Source organism: Micromonospora sp. NPDC004336 (genome assembly GCF_053602615.1).
Map to the genome: position 1 here is coordinate 1 of NZ_JBSGDY010000264.1, position 5,512 is coordinate 5,512.

The 5,512-nt window shown below is 76.5% G+C and carries 5 protein-coding genes and 2 pseudogenes; 3 read left to right on the plus strand and 4 right to left on the minus strand.

Translation table 11 applies throughout. The features are described from left to right. A pseudogene (locus tag ACWENR_RS29205) lies at nt 1-359 on the plus strand (anti-sigma factor); the annotation flags it as partial. Between the two features lie 96 nt (nt 360-455). Here the strand turns inward: ACWENR_RS29205 and rarD are convergent. The 4 genes and pseudogenes from rarD to eccE form a co-directional block, all read right to left on the minus strand. Next, nucleotides 456-1,388, minus strand: coding sequence for an EamA family transporter RarD (gene rarD / locus ACWENR_RS29210; RefSeq protein ID WP_452280169.1), 933 nt, complete (start codon nt 1,386-1,388; stop codon nt 456-458). Beyond that, nucleotides 1,385-1,885 (minus strand): GNAT family N-acetyltransferase, encoded by a 501-nt coding sequence (locus ACWENR_RS29215; RefSeq protein ID WP_452280170.1) that lies wholly within the window; start codon nt 1,883-1,885, stop codon nt 1,385-1,387. Before ACWENR_RS29215 ends, rarD begins: the two co-directional genes overlap by 4 nt. Before the next feature lie 68 nt (nt 1,886-1,953). Beyond that, nucleotides 1,954-2,340 (minus strand): phage holin family protein, encoded by a 387-nt coding sequence (locus tag ACWENR_RS29220; RefSeq protein WP_452280171.1) that lies wholly within the window; start codon nt 2,338-2,340, stop codon nt 1,954-1,956. A gap of 54 nt (nt 2,341-2,394) precedes the next feature. After that, nucleotides 2,395-4,235: pseudogene (gene eccE, locus ACWENR_RS29225) on the minus strand (type VII secretion protein EccE); the annotation flags it as partial. A gap of 295 nt (nt 4,236-4,530) precedes the next feature. On the opposite strand from eccE, the gene ACWENR_RS29230 reads away from it, so the two are divergent. Both ACWENR_RS29230 and ACWENR_RS29235 read left to right on the plus strand, forming a co-directional pair. Continuing rightward, nucleotides 4,531-4,851: a WXG100 family type VII secretion target gene (locus ACWENR_RS29230; RefSeq protein WP_452280173.1), complete on the plus strand. Its 321-nt coding sequence runs from the start codon at nt 4,531-4,533 to the stop codon at nt 4,849-4,851. Nucleotides 4,852-4,879: 28 nt separating this feature from the next. Continuing rightward, the gene (locus tag ACWENR_RS29235) at nt 4,880-5,173 is read left to right on the plus strand and encodes a WXG100 family type VII secretion target (protein ID WP_452280172.1); all 294 of its coding nucleotides are present in this window, start codon (nt 4,880-4,882) and stop codon (nt 5,171-5,173) included. Nucleotides 5,174-5,512: the final 339 nt, after the last annotated feature.

The following is a 5,512-nucleotide window of genomic DNA, read 5'->3' on the forward strand; positions in this document are numbered from 1 at the left end:
CCGCGCTGCTGCCCCGCGAGGCGCCCAGCCCGGGCGGCGACGTGCGGATGGTCGCCATGGAGCCGGTGGCCGGCGCCGTGCCGGTGCACGCCGAGATCGCCCTGACCGGCACCGACTGGGGCACCGAGGTGACCATGCGCTGCGGGTACGACGCCAGGGCGGGCTACGCCAAGGCGTACGCCTTCCGGCTGGTGGCCCACGGGCCGGACGGCGCGACGGAGCAGGTCGCCTCCTGGCTCGCCGCCCCCGGGGACGACCTGCGGATCACCGGCGCGACCCGGTTCAGCGACGCCGAGCTGGTGCGCCTCACCCTGCACCGCGCCGACGGCACCCCCGTCCTGGCCTACGACGTCCGCTGACCCGCCCCTCGCTCTCGCGATCTTGCACTTTCGGCCCCGACACAAGGGGCAAACCCGAACGATCCGGGGGCCGAAAGTGCAAGATCGGCGGCGAGGTCAGGGGGTCGTGGCGGGGGCGGGGGCGTGGGGGGTGGCGGGGGTGGGGCGGGGGTGGGGGCGGCGGGAGTTGTGGAGGGCGTCGACGGTGAAGACGATCAGCGCGACCCAGACCAGGGCGAAGCCGGCCAGCCGGGCCGGCGGCATCGGCTCGTGGAAGATCAGCACGCCGCAGCCGAGCTGGAGGATCGGGGCGAGGTACTGGAGCATGCCGAGACTGCTGAGCGGCAGCCGGTTCGCCGCCCCGGCGAAGAGCAGCAGCGGGATCGCCGTGGCCGCCCCGGCCGCCACCAGCAGCGCGGTGTGTCCGACCGAGACGTGCCCGAAGGTGGCGTCGCCGCCGGCGGTGAGCCAACCCAGGTAGGCCAGCGCGGGCAGCGCCAGCACCGCCGACTCGACGAAGAGCCCCTCCGCGGCGGGCAGCCCGAGCCGCTTCTTGACCAGGCCGTACCCGGCGAAGCTGAACGCCAGCACCAGCGCCAGATAGGGCAGCCGACCGTAGTCGACGGTCAGCACGGCCACCGCCAGCCCGCCGACGCCCAGCGCCGCCCACTGCGCGGGGCGCAGCCGCTCGCGCAGCACCGTGACGCCCAGCAGCACCACCACCAGCGGGTTGATGAAGTAGCCGAGGGCGGTCTCCACCACCCGGTCGGAGTTGACGCCGTAGATGTAGGTGCCCCAGTTGACCGCGATGAGCGCGGCGGCCGCGCCGATGCCGGCCAGCGCGCGGGGCCGGCGCAGCAGCGCCCGCAGGAATCCGATGTTGCGCATCGCGGCCAGCAGCAGGGCGACGAACAGCACCGACCAGACGATCCGGTGGGCCAGGATCTCCGCCGGCCCGGCCGGGCGCAGCAGCTTCAGGTAGAGCGGGAAGAAGCCCCAGAGCAGGTACGCGCCGAAGCCGTAGAGGTAGCCGAGGCGGAGTGGCGTCACGCCTCTACCGTAAGGGCCGACTGGCCGCCCTGATCCTTGCCGGTGATCGGGCTCACCGGTTGGTCCCGCTGGTCGAGCTGCATCCAGTGGCGCGGATCGGTCACCGGGGCGAAGCCGACCTTCGCGTAGACCTCGTGGGCGTCGTTCGTGGCCAGCAGGATCCGGCGTACGCCCAGCCGGGCGAGGTGGTCGCGGACGGCGACGGCCAGCCAGGTGCCCAGCCCCCGGCCCCGCTCGCCCGGGTCGACGTAGACGTCGCAGAGCCAGGCGAAGGTGGCCCCGTCGGTGACCGCCCGGGCGACCGCGACCTGCCGCCCGTCGCCGGGCCGGTAGACGCCGAACGGCACCGACCCGGCGAACGCGCGCGCCACCGTCTCCCGGTCCCGCCCGAGCGCCCAGTACGCGTCCGTCGAGAGCCAGCGGTGCACCAGGCCCAGGTCGATCCGGTCGGGGTCGGTGCTGAGCAGGTAGCCGTCGTCGCGGGTCAGGGTGGTCACCCGGCGACGCTAGCCCGGTGACCCGCGTCGGTCAGCAGCCAATTCCCGGGATCTGGTCGGCGGCCGGCTCAGTCGCGGTCGAGGACGGCGCCGAGGATCCAGGTGACGACGCCGACGAGGAGCGCGCCGAGCACCGCCTCCGGCCAGAAGCCGTCGACGTGGAAGGGCAGCCCGGCCTGGTCGGCGATCCAGCTCGTGAGCAGGAACAGCAGCCCGTTGACCACCAGCGCGATCAGCCCGAGGGTTAGCAGGTAGAAGCCGCAGCCGACGGTCTTGATGATGGGCTGGAGCACCGCGTTGACCACGCCGAAGATCACCGCGACGAGGAGCAGCGTGGTGACCGCCTCGACGGCGGACCCGGAATCCAGCGTGATGCCCGGGATGAGCAGCGTGGCCAGCCAGAAGGCCAGCGCCGTGCTGCCCAACCGGATCAGCAACCCTTTGAGGAAACCCATGGCGGGGATGGTGCCACGGACCCGCCACCCGCGGAACCCGCGACAGCGGCGCGGTCAGCGGCGGGAGGGGCGGCCGATCAGCTGCGACTCGATCGGGGTGGGCGAGAGCAACGCCCAGCGCAGCGCCCGCCGGTTGACCACCGCCACCATGTCGTCCCGGATCCGGGTCAGCCACTCCGCCGACCCGCCGAGGCCCAGCGCGGCGCCGGCCAGGGCGGCCTCGGCCTGGCCGAGCGGTTGCAGCACGGCCAGGTCCGCGCGGCCCAGCGCGTCGGCGTCGGCGGGGGTCAGCTCGTCGCGGACCAGCAGCGTGGCCCGCCACCCGGGGCCCGGCTCCGGGTCGGCCGGCGTCGGGCCGGCGTCGACGACCACCAGCAGCGGGCACAGCGCCGAGCCCGGTCCGTCGCCCACGGGCCGGCCGGGCGGCACCAGCGGGATCATCGCGCCGGGCGTGCCGACGCCCCGCACGAAGGGCTCCCAGCTGCGGGGGCGGGCCGTCTGCACCACCACCCGGGCGCCGAGCGCCATGGCCCGCAGTGCCACGAGCTGCGCCGCGCGTACCCCGCCGACGAGCATCACCCGGGTGCCCTCCGGCCGGAACAGCCGGACGGTCACCGCGCCGCCGTGCCGGTTCGCGCCGACCATCAGCCCCGCCTCGCCCAGGGTGAGTTCCAGCCCGTCGGGAGCGGGCCCCGGCCCCGGCGCGCCCGCCGCCGCGAACGGCAGGGTGGCGGCCAGCCCGTCGAGCTGCCCGCCGTCGAGCCGGTGCACCTCCCCGCCCGCCTCGGCCACCGCGCGGCGCAGGGCCTGCGCCGCGACCGAGAGCTCCGCCGAGGTGGCGGCGGCCAGCCGTACGGCCAGCTCGGTCGGCGCCGACGCGGGGTCGGCGCCCGCCCACGGCCCTGCGCAGAGCGACACCGTGGTCGCCGTCGCGGGCAGCGCGAGCAGCCGGGGCACCAGCCGCCGGCCGGCGTCGGCGCGGGTGTCGGGCCAGCGGAGCAGCCGGAACGTGGTCTGTAACAGGTCGCCCGCCCGCACCGCCTGCCAGGACTCCCGCACCGGATGGTCGTCGTGGTGGGCCAGCTCCGCCAGCACGCGCAGCGTGGCGTGCTCGCCCAGCGGGCGGGCGGGCACCGCGCCGAGGCGGCGCACGATCCGGCGCACCGTGCCGGAGAGCGCCCGCCGCAGCTCCTCGCCGGTCCAGCCGTCGGCGCGCAGCACCCGCACGGCGAGGACGCCCCGTTCCAGGCCGGCGAGCCGCCCGTCGGTGAGCTGCCGGTAGGACGTGGCGACCGCGCCGCCGCCCGCGCCGACGGTCGGCGCGGGCGCGCCCGCCCGGAGGAGCTGGAGCCGGACCGGCGGCCCGTCCGGGGCGGCCGCCGACAGCAGCGACGCCGGCGACGGCAGCGCGCGGGGGCCGTCGCCGAGCAGGTCGGTCGGGTCGCCGAGCTCCAGCAGCGCCACCATGCCGCCGGCGTCGTCGAGCACGGCGGCCGGCGTGCCGGCCAGCTCGGCGGGGCGGATCACCGCGCCCGGATCGACCAGGTCCAGCAGCGCCGCCGGGTCGGCGGCCGGCGGCAGCGCGCGGCGGCGGGTCGCGTAGCCCAGGCCGGTCGCCAGCCACTCGAAGAGCCAGCGCCCCCGCAGCCGCACCCACGCCACGGGCAGCAGCAGCGCGGCCACCGCCACGGCGGCCAACGTGACCAGCGCGCCCCGGTCGGCGGACGCGACCACGGCGGCCACCGCGACCTGCGCGGCCACGACCTGACCGGCCCGGACGCCGACCTTCCGTCGCCGGGCGGCCGGGATCCACTGTGGCGGCGGGGCAGCGCGCGACCCCGCGAGGCCGGGGCCGGGCGGGACCGGCCCGGGGCCGGCGAGGGCCGGGTGCGCGGCCGACGGGCCCGGGCCCGTCCTGCTGGTCACCGTCACCGTGCCTCCTCGCCCGGTCACTCGCCGCGACATCGACGCCGCCCATCGTAAGGGCGGGCCCGGCGGGGCGGGGGAGCACGGTTGTCCACAGGGGATGACGACGGGGTAGCAGAACCGCGACGGGACGGCTACCGTCAGCGACGAGTTTCGCTGACCCGCGCCCGCCGTGCTCGACGTCCGGGCGGCGCGAGCGGACGCGCCCGGTGGGCGGGCGCGCCGGCGGCCAGCCACGACCGAGGAGACGAGGTGACGTCCGGGGTGTCCCAGACCCAGGCAGAAGCAGCGGTGATGCAGCAGACCGGCGCGAAGTTCGAGCAGGTCGACCAGTCCCTGCAGTCCATGCTCAGCAGTCTGATGGCCCAGCTGGAGGTGTTGCAGCAGGCCTGGCGCGGCGCCGGCGGCCGCTCGTTCGAGCAGGTCAAGCAGCAGTGGGCGCAGGATCAGGCGGCGCTGCAGCGGGCGCTGCGGGAGACCGCCGGCGCCATCCGCACGGCGGGCCAGCAATACGACGTCTCGGACGCCGAGGCCGCCAGTCGCGTGTCCACCACCAACCGCGGCGGCATCCAGCTGCCGCTCTGACCCGGTCTTCGGGGGAGGAGACATCTAGATGGACCACGGTGTGCTGGTCGTCAACTTCGCCGCGTTGCAGCAGGCCAGCGCGGACATCCAGCGGGCGCTCAACACGCTCGACTCGCAGCTCGGGCAGCTCGAACGCGACGCCGCCCCGCTCGTGGCGAGCTGGTCCGGCGACGCCCGGCAGGCGTACGAGCAGCGGCAGACCCGCTGGCGCTCCGCCTCCCAGGACCTGCAGGCCATGCTGCGCGACATCAAGCTCGCGGTCGACGACTCCGCGGCCGACTACCTCGACACGGAGAAGAAGAACGTCAACCTGTTCCAGTGAGCCCGCCCGGTGGTGGCGCCGACCCCGACCGGTCGACGCCACCACCGTCGTCGTAGCGGCTCCTCCGGCACCCCGGGGCGCGGTCCCCACGTCCGACGCGGCGCACCCGCTCGGGCCGGCCGCGCGTCAGGCGCCGGGCCGGCGGTGGCGCCGCGCGGCACGACGAGCGTCGGGTGCGTCAGGCCGGGCGGGCCGGCGCTCCGCCCGTCAGGTCGGGCCGGTGGGGTGCCGCGCGGGACGACGAGCGTCTTGGGCCGGGCCGGCGGGCACCACGGCACGACGAGCGTCGGGTGCGTCAGGCCGGGCCGGCGGGCTGCCAGCGGCGGCGGGCGCCGCGCG

Excerpts from the sequence above, each read along its gene's own strand:
- ACWENR_RS29220 (WP_452280171.1), bottom strand. The coding sequence starts at position 2,340 with ATGGGTTTCCTCAAAGGGTTGCTGATCCGGTTGGGCAGCACGGCGCTG.
- ACWENR_RS29235 (WP_452280172.1), top strand. The coding sequence starts at position 4,880 with ATGGACCACGGTGTGCTGGTCGTCAACTTCGCCGCGTTGCAGCAGGCC.